Annotated in this window: 17 protein-coding genes; 2 read left to right on the plus strand and 15 right to left on the minus strand. The window is 37.9% G+C overall.

From position 1 onward, the window contains the following. Positions 1–6 precede the first annotated feature (6 nt). On the minus strand, positions 7–1,527 hold the full coding sequence (gene adh, locus ACVYAD_RS12240) for an aldehyde dehydrogenase (protein ID WP_197142579.1): 1,521 nt from the start codon (positions 1,525–1,527) through the stop codon (positions 7–9). 323 nt (positions 1,528–1,850) lie between these two features. Here adh and rluF point away from each other — a divergent pair, with 323 nt between their 5' ends. After that, complete coding sequence (gene rluF / locus ACVYAD_RS12245) at positions 1,851–2,552, plus strand: 23S rRNA pseudouridine(2604) synthase RluF (protein WP_476426611.1); 702 nt, start codon at positions 1,851–1,853, stop codon at positions 2,550–2,552. Between the two features lie 144 nt (positions 2,553–2,696). Here rluF and ACVYAD_RS12250 read toward each other — a convergent pair whose 3' ends face one another. From ACVYAD_RS12250 to ACVYAD_RS12310, 13 genes are all read right to left on the minus strand, one after another. Beyond that, positions 2,697–3,197, minus strand: a complete 501-nt coding sequence (locus ACVYAD_RS12250) for a cupin domain-containing protein (protein WP_386828887.1) — start codon at positions 3,195–3,197, stop codon at positions 2,697–2,699. A gap of 376 nt (positions 3,198–3,573) precedes the next feature. Beyond that, positions 3,574–4,281: an ABC transporter ATP-binding protein gene (locus tag ACVYAD_RS12255; protein WP_349660235.1), complete on the minus strand. Its 708-nt coding sequence runs from the start codon at positions 4,279–4,281 to the stop codon at positions 3,574–3,576. Next, positions 4,281–5,060 carry an ABC transporter ATP-binding protein gene (locus ACVYAD_RS12260; RefSeq protein ID WP_349660234.1) on the minus strand — a complete coding sequence of 260 codons (780 nt, stop codon included), beginning with the start codon at positions 5,058–5,060 and terminating at the stop codon, positions 4,281–4,283. The genes ACVYAD_RS12255 and ACVYAD_RS12260 overlap by 1 nt, the downstream gene beginning before the upstream one ends. Then, positions 5,060–5,995 carry a branched-chain amino acid ABC transporter permease gene (locus ACVYAD_RS12265; protein WP_197142666.1) on the minus strand — a complete coding sequence of 312 codons (936 nt, stop codon included), beginning with the start codon at positions 5,993–5,995 and terminating at the stop codon, positions 5,060–5,062. Before ACVYAD_RS12265 ends, ACVYAD_RS12260 begins: the two co-directional genes overlap by 1 nt. A 13-nt stretch (positions 5,996–6,008) precedes the next feature. Beyond that, positions 6,009–6,884 carry a branched-chain amino acid ABC transporter permease gene (locus ACVYAD_RS12270; protein WP_386828891.1) on the minus strand — a complete coding sequence of 292 codons (876 nt, stop codon included), beginning with the start codon at positions 6,882–6,884 and terminating at the stop codon, positions 6,009–6,011. A 277-nt stretch (positions 6,885–7,161) separates the two neighbouring features. After that, positions 7,162–8,382, minus strand: coding sequence for an ABC transporter substrate-binding protein (locus ACVYAD_RS12275; protein WP_386828893.1), 1,221 nt, complete (start codon positions 8,380–8,382; stop codon positions 7,162–7,164). A 517-nt stretch (positions 8,383–8,899) separates the two neighbouring features. Next, positions 8,900–9,502 carry a class I SAM-dependent methyltransferase gene (locus ACVYAD_RS12280; protein ID WP_476426612.1) on the minus strand — a complete coding sequence of 201 codons (603 nt, stop codon included), beginning with the start codon at positions 9,500–9,502 and terminating at the stop codon, positions 8,900–8,902. 82 nt (positions 9,503–9,584) lie between these two features. Then, on the minus strand, positions 9,585–11,384 hold the full coding sequence (locus ACVYAD_RS12285; protein ID WP_476426613.1) for a CotH kinase family protein: 1,800 nt from the start codon (positions 11,382–11,384) through the stop codon (positions 9,585–9,587). Positions 11,385–11,426: 42 nt separating this feature from the next. Next, entirely contained in the window at positions 11,427–12,110 is a 684-nt protein-coding gene (locus tag ACVYAD_RS12290) for a DUF4956 domain-containing protein (protein ID WP_476426614.1), read from the minus strand. 14 nt (positions 12,111–12,124) lie between these two features. After that, entirely contained in the window at positions 12,125–12,826 is a 702-nt protein-coding gene (locus tag ACVYAD_RS12295; RefSeq protein WP_476426615.1) for a polyphosphate polymerase domain-containing protein, read from the minus strand. Between the two features lie 12 nt (positions 12,827–12,838). Further along, positions 12,839–13,702, minus strand: a complete 864-nt coding sequence (locus ACVYAD_RS12300) for a peptidylprolyl isomerase (RefSeq protein ID WP_476426616.1) — start codon at positions 13,700–13,702, stop codon at positions 12,839–12,841. Positions 13,703–13,829: 127 nt separating this feature from the next. Further along, a complete protein-coding gene (locus tag ACVYAD_RS12305; protein WP_476426617.1) occupies positions 13,830–15,257 on the minus strand; it encodes a sensor histidine kinase in 1,428 nt (475 codons plus the stop codon). Further along, positions 15,241–15,927: a response regulator gene (locus tag ACVYAD_RS12310; RefSeq protein ID WP_476426618.1), complete on the minus strand. Its 687-nt coding sequence runs from the start codon at positions 15,925–15,927 to the stop codon at positions 15,241–15,243. The genes ACVYAD_RS12305 and ACVYAD_RS12310 overlap by 17 nt, the downstream gene beginning before the upstream one ends. Before the next feature lie 268 nt (positions 15,928–16,195). Between ACVYAD_RS12310 and ACVYAD_RS12315 the strand changes: the two genes are divergently transcribed. After that, positions 16,196–16,531: a heme oxygenase gene (locus tag ACVYAD_RS12315; protein WP_476426619.1), complete on the plus strand. Its 336-nt coding sequence runs from the start codon at positions 16,196–16,198 to the stop codon at positions 16,529–16,531. Positions 16,532–16,769: 238 nt separating this feature from the next. Here ACVYAD_RS12315 and ACVYAD_RS12320 read toward each other — a convergent pair whose 3' ends face one another. Further along, positions 16,770–17,789 (minus strand): YeiH family protein, encoded by a 1,020-nt coding sequence (locus ACVYAD_RS12320; RefSeq protein WP_476426620.1) that lies wholly within the window; start codon positions 17,787–17,789, stop codon positions 16,770–16,772. Positions 17,790–17,851: the final 62 nt, after the last annotated feature.

Genomic DNA, 17,851 nt, shown 5'->3' on the forward strand with positions numbered 1-17,851 from the left:
TACTAATTAGAAGAAGCCAAGTTTGTTTTCGCTGTAGCTAACTAATAAGTTTTTCGTTTGCTGATAATGCGCTAACATCATTTTATGGTTTTCACGACCAACACCCGACATTTTATAGCCACCGAACGCTGCATGTGCAGGATAAGCATGGTAGCAGTTTGTCCAAACACGCCCAGCTTGAATACCACGACCGAAGCGATAAGCCGTATTCATATCACGCGTCCATACACCTGCACCTAAACCATATAGTGTGTCATTTGCGATTTCTAATGCTTCCTCTTTTGTTTTAAATGTTGTTACGGCAACAACTGGCCCGAAGATTTCTTCTTGGAAAATACGCATTTTATTATGTCCTTTGAAGACAGTTGGCTTAATGTAGTAACCATTTTCAAAACCTGCTCCTACATTATTTTTCTCTCCTCCAATTAGACATTCTGCACCTTCTTGCTTACCAATATCTAAATAAGAAAGGATTTTTTCCATTTGCTCACTCGAAGCCTGCGCTCCCATCATCGTATTCGGATCAAGTGGATTCCCAACTTTAATCGCTTCAACACGTTGTAGGACGCGTTCCATAAATTTATCATAAATAGACTCTTGAATTATTGCACGAGAAGGACATGTACATACTTCACCTTGATTTAGGGCGAATAATACAAAGCCTTCAACTGCTTTATCTAAAAAGGCATCGTCTTCATCCATAATATCTTCAAAGAATATATTTGGTGACTTGCCGCCCAATTCTAATGTAACTGGAATAAGATTTTGTGAAGCATATTGCATAATTAAGCGACCTGTCGTAGTTTCACCAGTAAAGGCAATTTTGCCAATCCGTGGGTTCGATGCTAATGGTTTTCCTGCTTCTAAACCAAAGCCATTCACAACATTAAGTACGCCCGATGGTAATAAATCTTCTATTAATTCAACGAACACCATTATCGAAGCTGGCGTTTGCTCTGCAGGTTTCAACACTACACAGTTTCCAGCTGCAAGTGCAGGTGCTAGCTTCCAAACGGCCATTAATAACGGGAAATTCCAAGGGATAATTTGACCTACTACCCCAATTGGCTCATGGAAATGATAAGCGACTGTATCATTATCGATTTGGCTTACCGCGCCTTCTTGTGCACGTAAAGCTCCAGCAAAATAACGGAAATGATCAATCGCAAGAGGGATATCTGCATTTAATGTCTCACGTACCGCTTTTCCGTTATCCCATGTTTCGGCAACGGCTAGCTTTTCTAAGTTTTGCTCTATGCGGTCCGCAATTTTAAGTAAAATGTTTGCACGCTCTGTTGGAGATGTTTTGCCCCATTCTTCTTTTGCGGCATGTGCTGCATCAACTGCAAGTTCAATATCCTCAGCAGTAGAACGAGCTAATTGTGTAAAAACTTGTCCAGTAACAGGTGTAACATTATCAAAGTATTGTCCTTTCACTGGAGGTGTCCATTCCCCACCAATGTAATTTTCATATTTCTCTTTGAATTGAACTACCGATCCTTCAGTGTTTGGAAATGCATAAACCATTTTACTTCTCCCCTTTACACAAAATAATGAGAAAATAATCTACAAAAATCATCATTTTCATCGAAAAAACGATATTTTCATAGATACCCTCTTACTCAATATATTGTCAGAAACGAAGAATAATTTCAACTTTTTAAAATTTTATTGAATTAATACTGAAATCTATTCTTGAACCGATTTTTCCTCGGCATAATAGCCTCTGGAATCGGCTTTGTGATTAGGCTTACAAAGTAGCTTATATTGACTAGAAAAACTTCTAGGATTCACGGTTCGACCAACTATAATGTATACTTAAAAATAATATAAATGTATAGGAGAACAGTATGCGAATTAATAAATATTTAAGTGAAACAGGCATTGTATCTCGTCGAGGCGCAGATAAATGGATAGCAGAAGGTAAAGTTACGATTAATGGTGAGCTTGCTACAGTCGGCAGTCAGGTTGAGGCTGGTGATCTGGTTTGCGTTGATGGAAAAGAGGTAAAAAAAGAAGAACAGCTCGTTTATATTTCCTTAAACAAACCAGTAGGAATTACAAGCACAACTGAACGTCATATAAAAGGGAATGTCGTTGATTTTGTCAATCATCCTCTTCGTATTTTCCATATCGGACGACTAGATAAAGAGTCAGAAGGGCTATTATTATTGACTAACGATGGGGACATCGTCAATAAGATTTTACGTGCAGAAAACCATCACGAAAAAGAATATATCGTGCAAGTCGATAAACCTATTACAGAGCAATTTATAAAGAAAATGGGCGCTGGTGTAGATATTTTAGATACTACAACCCTGCCTTGTCATGTTGAAAAAATATCTGATAAAGTCTTTAAAATCATTTTAGAGCAAGGCTTAAACCGTCAAATACGTCGTATGTGTTCAGCGCTTGGCTACTCCGTTAAACGTCTACAACGCATTCGTATTATGAATATAAAGCTTGGCAATTTAAAAGTTGGACAGTGGCGCGATTTAACAGACAAAGAACGAACAGAACTATTCAAACTACTTGAATACACACCAAAATAAAGCCATTTAAGGGGATGGGGGAAATCAACCCCTCGTTTTGCCGAAGAGTCATACCTTATTAATTTGACACCTTAATTTCATTAATATAATCATTTTTCAATAGCATAAGCCGTCTTAAATGATTTTGAGACGGCTATTTTTCTTCTATTCTTGAATTGTCGTGTAAGCCATTTTTCGAATAACTTCCTCGTGCTGTGGATAGTCAGCTAATAACTCATCTTGTGTAAATAATTCGAAATCTTCAAAGTCAAAGCCAGGTGCAACCATACAGCCTACTAAACTAAATGTATTTGCATCCTCTACGGATGAGCCAAATATAGTATTTTTCGGTACTGCAATTTGTGGTACTTCTCCTGCCTCTACATTTAAGCCAAGCTTCTTCGCCTCATATGTACCATCTGGGAAAATCATATGGACAGTTAGTGGGCTGCCAGCATGATAATACCAAAGCTCGTCCGATTTCAAACGATGCAAATGCGATATATCCTGTGAACGTAGTAAGAAATAAATACTCGTATAAATTGGTCTCTGTATATCTCTTACAGTCATATCATCCGATGCCCGAAACGAGGATATATAGTACCCGCCTTCAGGATGCTCTGCTAAATTTAAATTTTCAATAAAATATTGTGCTGAATACTTCATAAAACATCACTCCTTTCTTCCACATTACCAAATAATAAAAGATGAAAGCTACTCTTATTTTGTCACTTTGATAAGTGGTATCCGTCGTTTAGGCCTTTTTTTCCGTCGCTTTGATTGTTCTATCCGTCGCTCTGGACCCGCTTTCCGTCATTTCGATTGTTCTATCCGTCGCTTTGGACCCGCTTTCCGTCATTTCGATTGTTCTATCCGTCGCTCTGGACCCGCTTTCCGTCATTTCGATTGTTCTATCCGTCGCTCTGGACCCGCTTTCCGTCATTTCGATTGTTCTATCCGTCGCTTTGGCACTGCTTTCCGTCGCCTCACTCCTCCGTTTATACGAAAAAAGGCGTCTCAGAAATTGAGACGCCTTCTCCCTCTATAAACCACCTAAATAAGCGGCCTTTACTTGGTCACTCTCTTGAAGCTCTTTTGCTGTACCTGATAATACAATACGTCCCGTTTCAAGTACGTACGCACGATGCGCTACTGATAATGCCATATTCGCATTTTGCTCAACAAGCAATACAGTTGTGCCCTCTTTGTTGACTTGCTCAATAATATTGAAAATATTTTTTACCATGAGTGGCGCAAGTCCCATTGAAGGTTCATCCATTAATAACAATTTCGGTTTTGCCATTAATGCTCGCCCCATCGCTAACATCTGCTGCTCACCACCGGATAATGTACCTGATTGCTGTTTCCGACGTTCGAAAAGACGTGGGAATAGTTCAAACACATGATCCATATCTTTTTTGATGCCAGCCTTATCGTTGCGAAGATATGCGCCTAGCTCTAAGTTTTCCTCAACGGACATATTGGCAAAAACGCGACGCCCCTCTGGAACATGTGAAATACCTGATTTTACTATTGTCTGTGCAGCCTTCCCTGCGATAGAGAAGCCTTCATATTCAATGATGCCACCCTTTGGTTTTAATAGGCCCGACAATGTTTTTAATAATGTACTTTTACCAGCACCATTTGCACCGATTAACGTTACGATTTCACCCTCATTTACTTCTAAAGAGAGGCCCTTTAATGCTTGAATGTTACCATAAAATACATCTATATTTTGTACTTTTAGCATTAGCTGATAACCTCCTCTCCAAGGTACGCTTCAATTACCTTTGAATTGTTGCGAATTTCTTCTGGTGTCCCATCTGCGATTAGTTGACCGTGATCGAGCACATATATACGTTCACATATCCCCATAACTAAGCTCATATCATGCTCAATTAGAAGAATGGTTAAGCCAAACTCCTTACGAATAAACGCTATTAATTCCATTAAATCTTGCGTTTCCTGCGGGTTCATCCCTGCTGCAGGCTCATCCAATAAAAGTAGCTTAGGTTTTGCAGCTAAGGCACGAGCAATTTCTAAACGGCGCTGCATCCCATAAGGTAAATTTTTCGCAAGCTCATCCTTATAAACATCTAGACCAAAGATTTTTAGAAACTCAATAGATTGATGCTCCATTTCTGCCTCACCTTTAAAATGATTCGGCAAGCGGAAAATGGAAGACCACATAGAATGCTTTGCAAGCGAATGGTTCGCTACCTTAACATTATCTAAAACAGATAGCTCCTTAAATAAACGAATATTTTGGAACGTACGGCTAATACCTTTTTGTGTTACTTGATATGGTGCAAGCCCGTTCAACTTTATACCGTCAAATGTAATCGTGCCCTCCGTTGGCATATACACTCCGGTAAGCATGTTAAAGCTAGTTGTTTTACCAGCACCATTGGGCCCTATAAGACCTACTAGCTCTCCTTGATTTAGGTACATATTAACGCCCTGTACCGCCTTTAAACCACCGAATTGAATACCCATGTTTTCAACATTGATAAGAAGGTTTCCAGCCATTATTTTGTACCTCCTTTTTTACCAAACTTAAATAAGTCCGCAACTTCTTTTGTTCCCATTAACCCTGTTGGGCGATATAGCATTACGACTATTAATACTAAACTGTAAATAATCATACGTGTTTCTGGGAAGTTTGCTAGATATGCTGAGACTACTGTTAAGAAAATAGCTGCGATGACAGATCCAGAAAGACTTCCTAAGCCACCAAGAACTACAAAGATTAAAATATCAAATGATTTTAAGAACCCGAAAGTTGTCGGTTGGATAATGTAAAAGTTATGTGCAAAAATGGCCCCTGCAAGGCCGGCGAAGAAGGAACCTATCGCAAAAGCTACAACTTTATAGTAGGTTGTATTAATACCCATTGCATCTGCCGCAATTTCGTCCTCACGAATCGATATACATGCGCGTCCATGACGTGAATTCGTAAAGTTTGAGATAACTAAAATTGTTAGAACAACACCTATGAATGCATAAGACCAGTTTGATAAATATAGAACCTGCATCCCTGCCGCGCCACCAACATAGTCCGTATTTAAAAAGATAATACGTATAATTTCCGCAAAACCAAGCGTGGCAATTGCTAAATAGTCACCCTTTAAACGTAATGTCGGAATACCTACGATTAAACCTGCTACCGCTGCTGCTAATGCCCCTAAGAAAATAGCTAATGGGAACGGAAGCAATAGCTTAGTTGTAATAATTGCAGAAACATATGCCCCAACTGCTAAGAAGCCGGCATGCCCAATCGAGAATTGACCAGTAATCCCAATGACAATATGCAAACTGACCGCAAGCATGATGTTAATACACATTGTGATCAACATATTTTGATAGTAAATATCGAGAATGTTTGTTGAAATAAGGATTTGAACAACTGCATAGATGACTAGCGCTAATACGGCATAGCCCCAGAATACTTTAGACTTTTTCATCATTACCGCTCACCTACACTTTCTCACGGGCATTTTTACCAAAGATACCCGATGGTCTGAAGATTAAAATTAAAATTAAAATAACGAATGCCGCTGCATCGCGCCATAAAGAGAAACCAAGTGCACTTACTAATGATTCCACTACACCTAGCAACATACCGCCAACCATAGCACCTGGAATAATCCCAATACCACCAAGTACTGCAGCGATAAACGCTTTAACCCCTGGAATAACACCCATTAATGGATCTATTTTCGTATAGTAAACACCAAAGATAACACCTGCTGCACCAGCTAGAGCAGAACCAATCGCGAATGTTGCTGAAATTGTATTATCTACGTTAATACCCATTAAACGTGCTGCATCTGCATCATGAGAAACTGCACGCATCGCTTTCCCGATTTTAGTTTTATGTACGATGAATTGTAAAAGAATCATCAGTACAATTGCTACAGATAAAATTAATATTGATGTACTACCGATTTGAACCCCGAAAACATCAAATGATTTATTTGTAATAACTTCTGGGTATGCCGCCGGTTGCGCCCCTCTGAAGTAGATCGTTGTATATTCAATTAGTAGCGATACACCTATTGCCGTAATTAAAGCTGCAATACGTGTGGCATTTCGTAAACGCTTATAAGCAATACGTTCAATTAAAACACCAAAGATTGCACAGACCACCATCGCCAATAATAGTGCTGGGAAGAAGCCAAGCTCCCATTTAGCAATTGCGTAAAAGCCAATAAATGACCCAATCATGAAAACATCGCCGTGGGCAAAGTTGATCAGCTTAATAATCCCGTATACCATCGTATACCCTAGCGCTATTAATGCGTAAATACTACCTAGTGAAATACCATTCACAAGCTGCTGTATCCATTCCATGAGCGTTCACCCCTTTTATTTTTTGAAAAATGCAAAAATAGAATTTATACTACATGTTATTATTGAAAATAGAGTAAATTGTGTCGTCTTTTAAAAATTTTTTTCATGGTCTATCTAGCAATCTCGCTTTAGAAAAATTGCGTCCAGATTTTGAACACTGTAAAGGAACTATATCCTCATTCATCTCACTACCTTTAATAGCGAGAGCCTACATTGAATGAAGATAAAACATAAAAAGGAAGGCGTGTTTACCCGCCTCCCCTTGCTCAAGAAAACATTAAGGATTAACTTTAGAGTTGAACACTTGTTTACCGTCTTTAAATTCAAGAACTGTTGCTGTTTTAATTGGGTTATGGTTTTCGTCAACTGAGAAAGTACCTGTTACTAAAGATAGATCTTTTGTGTCAGCTAAAGCATTTTTAATAGCTTCCCCATCCGTAGAGCCTGCTCGTTTAATAGCATCAGCAATGTAGTAAATTGTGTCATAGCCAAGTGCATTGAATGCATCTGGTGCTTTGTCACTGTTCGCTGCTTTAAATGCCTTTACGAAATCTTGGATCTTTTGATCTGGATCTTCTGCAGAATAGTGGTTTGTGATGTACGTGTTATTCAGTGCTTTCCCACCAGCTAGTTCTACTAAAGTAGGTGAATCCCAACCGTCAGCCCCCATCAGTGGAACATCGATACCCATTTCACGCGCTTGTTTAACAATTAAACCAACCTCTTCATAGTATCCTGGGATAAAAATAAAGTCTGGTTTAGCTGCTTTAATATTTGTTAATTGTGTACGGAAGTCAGCATCCTTAGCGACATACGCTTCTTCTTCTACAACTTTCCCACCATTTTTAGTGATTGTATCTTTAAATGATTTTGCTAAACCTTTTGCATAGTCAGACGCGTTGTCCGCGAAAATAGCTACATTTTTAGCTTTCAATTCACCCGAAGCGAAGTTCGCTGCTACAATCCCTTGGAATGGGTCAATGAAACAAGTACGGAATGCATACTCGTTAACGCTATCATCATCATTAACTGTAATGTTAGGAGCAGTACCTGAACCTGTAACGATCGGGATTTTATTGCTGTTAGCAATTTGAACAGTAGCAACTGTATTACCAGAAGTTGCTGGAGCTAGCATTGCTACTACTTTATCTTGTGTTGCTAGTTTAAGAGCTGCTGCAGTAGCCTCTGAGTTTTCAGATTTGTTATCTACTTTAATAAGCTCAATTTTTTTACCGTCGATTCCGCCCTTATCATTAATTTCTTTAACTGCTAGGTCTGCACCTACACCAATCGAAGAACCATAAGAAGCTACGTTCCCTGAAAGCTCTAAGTTTGCACCGATTTTAATAGTATCACCGTCAGAAGAACCACCACCTGATGATGACCCTCCTCCCGAACTTGAACTATCTCCGCCACCACATCCCGCAAGAACTCCTGCAAGTAGTGAAGATGCAACTAGAAGTGAGCCAAACTTTTTAAGCTTTTTGTTCTCTCTCATAATTTTATTCCCCCTAGAATTTTCTCAAATATTAGATATTTCAGATAATTATAAACAATTAATAGCATTTGCTCAATAACAAAAATAGCCAAAATTATAATTTATAACTATCTATCTTTAAGTGAATCAAAATATTATTCATTTAGGACTTTTACATTGTAAAACATTCCTTATATTTAGTCTAGAGTGATTTTTCTGTATAATTAGTAATTTGTGAATTATCTATTAATTTATTATGAATATTCATACAAACCTATCATTTCTGACTATTTTTTTCGATAAAGTCTCGTAAAAAGAAGTCATAAATTGCATGATTTAGAGTATCAGGCATTAAAATGGTTGTATTTATATGAAACCACTAATAACTATTTATTACCTGGGGAATAAGAGGAGTAGAGGGAGTAATCATCGTTTGTTTACTTTTAGTCGCTAAACCTTCATCAATTATGCATTGGTATAATTGAGCCCGGAATCGGAAAGAAGTAAAAAAAACTTAAAGCTGGATTATTGCTCAGCTCTAAGCTTTTTTTAGTGCAAACACACAGAGGCGTTCGTTAATATTTGTTTCATTTTCAAGATGGACCTCATGGATTAATTCAAAAGGTGTCCCATGATGTAAAAACTGCAAATAATCATATGGTGGGTAGTATAAAATTATATGAATTTCGCGCATATGCAGTTCATAAGACTTCCAAATATTATGAATAACTGTACGGAAAATATTGATTGAAAACGGATTAAAGAAAAAGAAAACCGTGTCGCATAGTTGTATTGCATAGTCTTCCGCTATTGAATGAATAAAGGAAATCGGAGCTTGAGCACTCTTCTTTTGAAGATAGCTCTTTTTATTATTCTCAGCTTCTGCATAAAAACCTGCATCCATTTCTACCCCAATTGTAGGAATATGAAATTTATCATGTACATAAATAGGGACTCTCCCTTTTCCACATCCCATATCGATAAACACTGGATGATCAGGCATTTCATACTCCGAAAATAATTGTTCTAAGCCAACATACGGTGTTGGTTCATAGCGATGGTAATGAGCTAGTTTAGGGAAGCCGTATTGTTCGCCCACCGTGTTAATATGTAAATATTTATCAAATTGATGTTCATTCATACTATTACTCCTAAAAAAGAATGATTAATTTTACCACGATAAAAAGGAAAAACCATACCCAAAAGTTTTGGATATGGTTTTTTTAACGACCTCTTCGGTTAAATTTTAAAACAAAGAGCAGTGCAACTATTAACAACGCAAAACAAACAATCGCTGTAAGAACTGTATTTTTATCGATAATGGTTCCTTGCTTTAGTTGCTCATCGCCTTGGTTCGGCCACATAGGTCCTCCATTTTGGTCAGGTCGTTGCATTGGACCACCACCATTTGGTCTTTCTCCCTTATTATCGCCATTTTGATTAAACGGAGGGGCTTGTGAAGGATCAAAATCCTCTGGCATTTGATTCGGATCAAAGTCATCTGGTCTTTGCATCGGAATGTTCATGTCACCCATTTCGCCTGGATTAGGCATTGCCATATTCTCTTGTGTTGTTGCTTCCACAACAAGTTCCCCCGACAGCTGCTTTAAAATAGATTCGGAGCGCTGCTTTGCAAATTCAGGGAGACTCTTTTCCCCTTCTACCGCTTCTATAAATTGCTCTGTTGTAGAGAATTTCGTAGGGTCTGCTTCCACATACGTTGTTAATAGCAATGCCAATTTTTTGGTAATGTTTTGTACGTTATCTTCTGTTAAGTAATTAGTCGCTATCTCTTCTAAATAGCCTTCATATTTAGCACGATACTCTTCATTGGAAAGTAAGGCGTTCAATAGCGGCCGCTCCTCTAAAGTTGTGCCAGATACAGGTGTAGTCACACTAAAGTTAATAGCGCTATCTTCCATCAAATCCCCAGACAATCCAAATCCCATATTGAGTCCACCCTGATTCCGGTCAGCATTTGGCTGTTGCTGTTGACCATTATTCTGAGGCTTCATTTCGGATTTATCATTTATCTGTGCATCATTAGGTGCTTTTATATCGGCATTTTCTTGGATTTTATTGTTGCCACCCATTCTACCACCAACACCAAAGCCGCCAAACGACATATTAAAATCCCATGGTATAATCGAAAACATACCATTTTCCTCATACAAATAGTAATTGTGTTTCATAGTTCCCTGATAACTATCAAGATTTACGAGTGCTGTGTTCATAGCAAAGTAACGCAGCATCTCATCGACATCAATATATTTTTCGATATTACCGCCATTATTAATGGCTTCAATCATTTCAATGAATTTTGATTCATCGACATTGCCTTCGTTCGTTTTTAAGCCAATTCCCGTATAATCAGCAATATCATCACTAATATATTTTAAATCACTGCCTGTCCCATCTGGCTTAAACAAAAATCCATCATTAGAGCCGTAGTTATTTGCCAGGAATGTTTCATCCACCGCTTCTACCCCTAAAAATAAACCTTGATCCTTACCATTCACTGTGACATACATATATGAATGAGCGGGTGTAGGTAATCCCATTTGTTCCATGAGCTCATAAGAAACATATTCTCGCATTAATGTTGTATCACTGAAATTATTGTTTAAATTTAATTTTTTCAAGCCATATAAACTTTGTGTATCATCGTAATAATCGAAATCTATTTTTAAGCTATATCGATCCGAGTCGCTATTTACAATCGAGTTCAGTGATGAACTTCCTTTTGTACGAATAGCTACATTCTCTATTCTCTTGCCATTTACCGTGATATTAGCTTGCTTCAACTCCTTATCTGCTGCACTTTCTAGCATGTCTGTCCAATCTTCCTCGGCTATTTCAATATCTAATGCTGTTACTTTATTTTTATTAAATACAATAGTCTCATAGGAAAACTCGGTATTTTTCGTTTCAATGCCCGCGTTTGGAAGCACAGCAAATACAACAACAAAGAGGAGTACCAGAATTGCCATACAAATATAGACAACCCGTGTTTTAATCATCATCTGCACCTCTCTTCATAGTAGAAAACTCCTCCAGAGTGGTTACTAAGCAGTAAAATTACCATCATAACTAAGCATTACTGCTGATTTTACTCCAGGTACTTTTGTAAGATTGTCCATCAATTTTGTATCATTTTGTTTAACACGAACTTCATAGGTTGTTTCAATTTCAACATCCGACATAATAGATTTTGATTTTAAAGCGAATTTTTTAGACTGTGCCGCAATAATACGCTCTACTTCCTCACATGCATAATCTTCTTCAAATTTCACAATTAATAAATATGGATTTTCCACAGTAATTTTGTTTACAAACACTAGTAATACAAGACCAATTAAAACTGCGCCAATAATAACAAGTGGAATAAATCCTGCACCACAAAGAATCCCCGAAACTATTGCCCAGAAAATATAGACTAAATCCATAGGATCTTTAATAGGTGTACGGAAACGCACGATTGATAGCGCACCAACCATACCTAGCGATAACAGCACATTTGAACTTATTCCCATAATCACTAGTGCTGTTGCCATTGTCATAATGAGCAGCGAAATATTGAAGGAATGTGAGTAAATCACTCCGTTAAAGGTTTTCTTGTAAACGGCGTAAATAAACAGCCCCACAAAGAACGCTACAACTAACCCTAAAATTGAATCTATTAATGAAAATGATGCTGTTTTCTCTAAAAAGCTGGATTTAAAAATATCGTTAAATTTTATAGTATCCATTGTTTAATTCTCCTTTATACGTACATACGACTAAGCTGATATTTCGAATATGCTTCAGCACGTGTATCTACTGATTGTAATAAGTACTTAATAATATCTGGCAAGTACTCATCATATTTCACTTCTAAAATAACTAAGTTTGGCTCAAGTACATCAACCATCGGCAGTTTCGGATGAAACATATCTGTATTACGTAAGCTCGATTGTACTTTACTATCAAATGTGACACGCACATTTCCAAAGGGATAGATGTAAGCCTCTCGCTCGTAATCAACAACTGTCATCGGTTTCAATTGGTGATACTTCATTTCCTTATATAAATCTTGTATTAACGCTCGTTTGTCTTTCTCCATCCAAGCGATTTCCCCAACGCGCATTTGTTCAAATTCCTTTTGAGATATGGCACACTTCGTTTTAAACGTTAAATTATTACGTTTACTTTTCCGCTCCAAATTTATAATCTCTGTGGACTTACCATAAATTCGTACTCGATATTTATCTCGATTGATAAAGCCCTCTTTTTTCTCATTTAGGACCTTGTTTGCAAAATTATCGAAGTATGTGCTGCGAATTAAATACTTACCATTCATCCCAGCATGCTTGTCTAACTGCATCACATGCCGAAGTTTAGTTTTTAATAATGCATAGTCCGGATAAGAGATGGCCTGTTTAATCTCCTTTCGACCGTTAGGGTTAAACGAAGTAAGAGTTGGCATATAGTTCACTCCTTACATTTTTTCAATTTTGTATTGCTCTTGCTTTTCAGCTAACCAAGACGCATACTCTTCATTTATGCGCTCCTCAAGCACCGTTGCATAAACTTCATCTTTTAGATCTTCGAATACTGCCTCTTCTGCCGGTACTTTATCGGTTACTTTAATAATGTGATAGCCCTCTGATGTTTGTACGATGTCGCTGATGCTACCCTTTTCAAGGCCAAACGCTACTTCCTCAAACTGCTCCTCCATTTGTCCTCGGCTAATATAACCTATTTCCCCGCCAGCCTCATTCGTTGTTGTATCAATTGAATAAGTTTTTGCTAAATCTGCAAAATCCTCACCGGCTTTTATTTTTGCTAGCACATCTTTTGCTGTTGCTTTATCCTCCAATAAAATATGACTGGCTACGACCTCTTCCTTTTGTCCATAGCTATCCTTATTGTCTTCAAAATATTGAGCTACTTCCTCATCTGATATGTCGATGCTTGTAGCAATAACATTTTTTGTAAGTTGATACATGCGAATATTATCCTTCACACTTTGCTCTGTCAGTCCATTTTCCTCTAGTGCTGCTTGTAAGGATTCCTCTCCGCCATACGACTCCGCTAACTCTTCATACTCTTCTTGAATACTGTCCTCAGATACAGAAACACCCTCTTTTTTCGCCTCTAGCTCAACTATTTTATTGGTAATTAGTGTTTCTATTACCTCTGTACCGTATTGTTCACGCAATGCGTCATCTAATTCTGTTTGTAATATCTTTTCACCGTCAACCTTCGCCACATAATCGTTACTCTCACCACATCCAGCTAGTAGCATTAATAATGAAGCAGGTAAGGCGATCATTCGGAAAAACCTTTTGTTTGCGGCCATCCTTGATCCCATCCTTTCTTTTGGTTTCTCGTTTACAATGCCTACTATAAAGGTCTAATGTGTCAGTCAGATGTCAGCTTTAACATTTCCTTCAAAATTTTTCACAAAGAAAAAGCTACTACGCCTTTTAGAGCGTAATAGCCTTTTTTAGTATAATTTCAAAGCATGTTCCTGATGAATTACTGTCAATTAAGCGTAAATCACCACCTATAGATTGCGCCATCATTTTACTAAGTGATAATCCTAAGCCTAACCCACGGACCGCATATTTTTTATTTTCGCCTCTATAAAAACGCTCAAAGATAAATGCTTGATCTTCTTGAGGAATACCGTATCCAGTGTCCCTTACAGTAATTGATACAGCATCCTCTTTTTCCATAAGCTTTACGGTAACGATCCCTTCTTGCATTGCCTGCTTTGCATTCGTCAATAAATTTGTAACTATTTGCTGTATTCTTACAACATCCGCGTGTACATCAGCAGATTCTGTAAGGAGATCCGTTTGTATTTTAACATTTTCATTATCCTGCATGACTTCCCATTGTGCTACAGCATCACGTACTAATTGATTAACACTTACTGTTTCAAGCTTTACTGGAATTGCATCTACCGCAAAATGATTGTAAGCTAGCAAATCACCGACCATCGTTTTCATTTTCGTCGTTTCTACTAGCGCCATTTGAATAAATTCACTAGCGTCTTGACCTGTAACGACTCCATCTTTCACTGCCTGCAATAATCCACTAATTGATGTAACTGGTGTTTTTAGCTCGTGGGTGACGCCTGCTAATAGTTCCGTTCGAGTCTTTTCTAATTGTTCTAGCTTATTCGCCATTTCCTTAAAAGAACTAACGAGCTCATAAATTTCTTCTTCCTTAATATTTTGAGGCAAATCCAATGTATAGTTTCCTTCTTGCATTTGCTTTGCGGCTTCGGCAACTTGTTTTATTGGATACGCTAAACGTTTTGATAAAAAATAAATAGCACCCCAACCTAATACAGCAAGTGCTCCAATTAATAATGCCAGTTGTCCATATGCTTGGTTAACCTTCGTTAAATTGTCCTTTTTCTCTAAGACAAGCACCCAGCCAACTACCTTATTGTCCTTTTCAAGTTTTCGTTTTACGACATATTGAGCTAACTCTCGTCCCTCACTCGTTAAAGTTATCTTCTTTGTCCCTTCTTCACTATCCAGTAAGTTGGCAACATTTTTTTCACTCCCCGGAGGCATCGGTCGATTGCTGCTTACTATATTGCCTGCCGTATCTACAACATATAAAACGGGATCAATTTCTCGCATAGTAGATCGCTCACGATTACCAATAAACCCTGGAATCCCTCCCATAGGTCCATTATTTTGTCCAGAAGTATCTGTTAGGCGAAATACAGTCTCATCTGCTATAAATTCCATCATCTCTAGTCGATTTTGAAACGTCGTATGTCGAATCCATGCCGCAGAAATAAAAGAGATAATAGCTAGACCTACAAAGAGCGTTAGTAAATAGCGGCTTGTCCAATAGTTGCGTAAAGATACTCGCTTATTTTTTGTGAACACTTAGCTGATACCCCAATCCACGTAGTGTCTTTATTTCTCCCTCTTCCTCATCCCACTCCTTAAGTACCTTTCTGAGTCGCTTCACAGCTAAATCCACCGCTCTATCGCTACCTTCATACTCCCATCCCCAAACTTGATCGATCAGTTGATCACGTGTAAATGTTTGATTTGGGTGTTCTGCCAAAAATAAGAGCACCGATAAATCTCTAGGCGTTAAAATAATTTCTTCTCCCTTAAGTAGCACTCGGTGGCCTTTCATATCAATCTCTAGCTCACCAAAGCGTTTTATTTCTGAAGATCTATAACTTCCTTCAGCACGTCTTAAAACTGCCTTTACTCTTGCTACTACCTCATCAGCTATAAATGGCTTTGCAATATAATCGTCTGCACCTTGATCAAAACCCTCTAATCGATTATTTACATCGCCTAATGCCGTTAGCATGATCACTGGACAAGAGCTACATTCTCTAATTTCCTTTAAAATGAACCAACCATTTTTTTCTGGTAACATAATATCGAGTAATACTAAATTAGGTTGCACCTTTTGAAATATATCCAATGCCTGTCCACCATTAAAACATTGCACAACATCAAAGCCTACTTTTTTCAAATATGCCTTCAAAACTTGACTTATTGCATATTCGTCTTCTACTACTAATATTTTTGCCATGTCCTTCACCTCGTTACCAGCTCATTCGTATTTTCATTATATCATCGGATTATGTCAGTTAAATGTCAGGAGCTAGTGCGTCTGTTCATTCTTATAGCGAAGTATATTTCTATGTATGGTTCCAACACTTCAAATATCGAGCTATTTACAATTTAAATCTATTGACAATGTCTTCCTAAGCCAATTATCATTGATTGCGAATGATAATCATTGATAATTCATTCGTATAGTAGATTTTTTTAACTAAAAATGATTAGGGGGGAAAAGCATGATTGTTGTTACAAATCGTATTCAAGTCAAACCCGGCTTTGCTGCAAAAATGGCACCGAACTTTACAAAACCAGGTCCTCTACAACAGTTTGAAGGCTTCCATAAAGTAGAGGTACTAGTTTCAACTGATGATCCGACTTATGACGAAATGAGCGTCAATATGTACTGGGAGACAAAGGAGCATTTCCAAGCTTGGCGAAATAGCGATGCATTCGCTGCGGCACATCACCGTCCTGGACAAAGCTCTGAGGGTGGAAAACCTAAAAACAGTCCAATGATCGGTAGCAAAATAGTTATAGCTGAATTAGCTTCTTCAATTGAAGCATTACGCTAACTTTTAACTTTTTCAGCAGGTGTCCAAACTCCTGTACCTGTCGCTACGCTTTCGGTACGTGTCGGCCCTCTTGCAGGCCTAAGCACAAAGCCGATTCCGGACCCAATTATGCCGAGGCATAATTGATTTTATATCTCCTATCCTCACTATTTCCGAGGAAGCGGGATAATAACTAACATATCTTCTGATTCTATCTAAAAAAAACCTGCATTTTTAAAAATGCAGGTTTTTTAATACTTTATCGCATGAAAATAACTAAAACATATCCAAGTATTGATAAACAAACCGAACCGATCAGTCCGGCAATAAACGCCTTTACACCTAATTGTTTAAAGGTTTTTATGTCTACATTTAAACCTAGTCCGGCCATTGCCATGCCGATTAAAATATAAGCGATATTTACAAATGTTTGCGCTACATTAGCTGGTACGATCCCTAATGAATTAATAGCACTCATCGCTAAAAACCCGAGAATAAACCATGGAATGATTGACAGTGAAAATCCTTCCTTTTCCTGCTTCTTGTCCATTCTCCGATATAAAATACCGATGACAATGGCTACTGGTACAAGCAATGCGACACGTGTTAGCTTAACAATAACCGCCATATCAATTGCTTCATTCCCACCAGCAGAGGCTGCTGCAATAACATGAGCAATTTCATGTAAAGTGCCTCCCGCAAAAATACCATATTCAGTAGGGGTTAAATTAAATACTGAGTATAACACCGTATAGACTAATGTGAATACAGTCCCTAATAATGCAACAATCGCTGCGCCCACTGCTGTCTCTTTTTCATTTGCTTTAATTTGAGGAGCAATAGCGACAACGGCAGCAGCTCCACAAATAGCTGTGCCACAAGCTGTTAATATACCGAGTTTCTTATCGACATGAAATACCTTCGTTAAGCCATATACAACAAGTAAAGCAAATACTAGATTAATAAACGCGATAAGAAAGACACTCGCTCCAGCATTGTAAATATCCATTAAATTCAAACGCATACCTAATAAAATAATGCCGAGGCGTAATAATTTTTTACTTGAAAATGTGATGCCTGTTTGCCAAGTATTCTGCACCTTAAAGGCTGCTCTCCAAGTCATACCTAATATAATGGCAATGACAAGCTGCCCTAATATTGAGAAGAACGGAAATGTCGAAATATACTTCGCCACTAAGGCAATAATGAGTGTCAACAATATCCCCTTCATAAACGCAGGGGTCAGGAAACTTTTTAACCTACGTTGTCCATTATCCATATTGTTCACTTCTTTCATCCTTGATGATTAATACTTTATTAGAAAGTTAATCATTAGTAAAA

It is taken from the genome of Lysinibacillus sp. G1-3 (genome assembly GCF_056322905.1).

What these genes read in the sequence shown, in the direction of transcription:
- ACVYAD_RS12255 (WP_349660235.1), bottom strand. Translation starts at nt 4,281, where the DNA reads ATGCTAAAAGTACAAAATATAGATGTATTTTATGGTAACATTCAAGCA.
- ACVYAD_RS12265 (WP_197142666.1), bottom strand. Translation starts at nt 5,995, where the DNA reads ATGAAAAAGTCTAAAGTATTCTGGGGCTATGCCGTATTAGCGCTAGTC.
- ACVYAD_RS12260 (WP_349660234.1), bottom strand. Translation starts at nt 5,060, where the DNA reads ATGGCTGGAAACCTTCTTATCAATGTTGAAAACATGGGTATTCAATTC.
- ACVYAD_RS12290 (WP_476426614.1), bottom strand. Translation starts at nt 12,110, where the DNA reads ATGGATACTATAAAATTTAACGATATTTTTAAATCCAGCTTTTTAGAG.
- ACVYAD_RS12315 (WP_476426619.1), top strand. Translation starts at nt 16,196, where the DNA reads ATGATTGTTGTTACAAATCGTATTCAAGTCAAACCCGGCTTTGCTGCA.
- ACVYAD_RS12250 (WP_386828887.1), bottom strand. Translation starts at nt 3,197, where the DNA reads ATGAAGTATTCAGCACAATATTTTATTGAAAATTTAAATTTAGCAGAG.
- ACVYAD_RS12295 (WP_476426615.1), bottom strand. Translation starts at nt 12,826, where the DNA reads ATGCCAACTCTTACTTCGTTTAACCCTAACGGTCGAAAGGAGATTAAA.
- ACVYAD_RS12275 (WP_386828893.1), bottom strand. Translation starts at nt 8,382, where the DNA reads ATGAGAGAGAACAAAAAGCTTAAAAAGTTTGGCTCACTTCTAGTTGCA.
- ACVYAD_RS12310 (WP_476426618.1), bottom strand. Translation starts at nt 15,927, where the DNA reads ATGGCAAAAATATTAGTAGTAGAAGACGAATATGCAATAAGTCAAGTT.
- ACVYAD_RS12320 (WP_476426620.1), bottom strand. Translation starts at nt 17,789, where the DNA reads ATGGATAATGGACAACGTAGGTTAAAAAGTTTCCTGACCCCTGCGTTT.
- ACVYAD_RS12285 (WP_476426613.1), bottom strand. Translation starts at nt 11,384, where the DNA reads ATGATGATTAAAACACGGGTTGTCTATATTTGTATGGCAATTCTGGTA.
- ACVYAD_RS12280 (WP_476426612.1), bottom strand. Translation starts at nt 9,502, where the DNA reads ATGAATGAACATCAATTTGATAAATATTTACATATTAACACGGTGGGC.
- ACVYAD_RS12270 (WP_386828891.1), bottom strand. Translation starts at nt 6,884, where the DNA reads ATGGAATGGATACAGCAGCTTGTGAATGGTATTTCACTAGGTAGTATT.
- ACVYAD_RS12300 (WP_476426616.1), bottom strand. Translation starts at nt 13,702, where the DNA reads ATGGCCGCAAACAAAAGGTTTTTCCGAATGATCGCCTTACCTGCTTCA.
- adh (WP_197142579.1), bottom strand. Translation starts at nt 1,527, where the DNA reads ATGGTTTATGCATTTCCAAACACTGAAGGATCGGTAGTTCAATTCAAA.
- rluF (WP_476426611.1), top strand. Translation starts at nt 1,851, where the DNA reads ATGCGAATTAATAAATATTTAAGTGAAACAGGCATTGTATCTCGTCGA.